This window comes from Oligella sp. HMSC05A10 (genome assembly GCF_001808335.1).
Lineage (GTDB): Bacteria > Pseudomonadota > Gammaproteobacteria > Burkholderiales > Burkholderiaceae_B > Oligella > Oligella urethralis.
This window is the reverse complement of sequence record NZ_KV792961.1, coordinates 102013-102619: the sequence shown is the minus strand read 5'-3', so window position 1 is coordinate 102619 and position 607 is coordinate 102013. Positions and strand designations below refer to the sequence as shown.

The following is a 607-nucleotide window of genomic DNA, read 5'->3' as shown; positions in this document are numbered from 1 at the left end:
CTAGGGTTGTAATGTTTCAAGTTATCTATACAGCAAAAGCATTAAAATCTTTATCAAAGCTAGATAAAACTCAAGCTCGTCTAATTATCGCTTGGATTGAAAAAAATTTAGTTAATAGCTCTAATCCTTGGTTTACAGGGAAAAATATTAAAGAGGATTTAGCTGATTGGAGATATCGTGTTGGCAATTACCGCATCTTATGCCACATTATTGAACAAACTATAACCATTGAAGTTATTAATATTGGTCATCGTAAAGATATCTATAAATGACTCTAAACTAACTTAGATCAAACAATGAAACCTATAAATTGTAATGAAGATAAGTATTGATGAGATAGGCTATTTACCCTTCGGTCGTGAGGAAGCCAATTTGTTTTTTAATGTGGTGGCAAAACGCTATGAGAAAGGCAGTACCTTATTGACGAGTAACTTACCGTTTAGCCAATGGGCTAGCACCTTTGCGGACGATGCCACATTAACCGCTGCGATGCTAGATAGACTTTTACATCATTGCCATGTTGTACAAGTAAATGGCGAAAGCTATCGATTAAAAGATAAACGAAAAGTCGGTATGCTGCCGATTAATTCACAGATTTAATATCGTC

1 protein-coding gene and 1 pseudogene are annotated in these 607 nt (G+C 34.9%); both read left to right on the top strand.

Annotated features, from left to right (window positions below; all coding sequences use genetic code 11):
• Positions 1 to 272, top strand: a 272-nt coding sequence (locus HMPREF3144_RS10990) for a type II toxin-antitoxin system RelE family toxin (RefSeq protein WP_246823963.1), incomplete at its 5' end; no start/stop codon positions are given.
• Between the two features lie 55 nt (positions 273 to 327).
• Positions 328 to 600 (top strand): annotated as a pseudogene (locus tag HMPREF3144_RS10985) (ATP-binding protein); the annotation flags it as partial.
• Between the last annotated feature and the right edge of the window lie 7 nt (positions 601 to 607).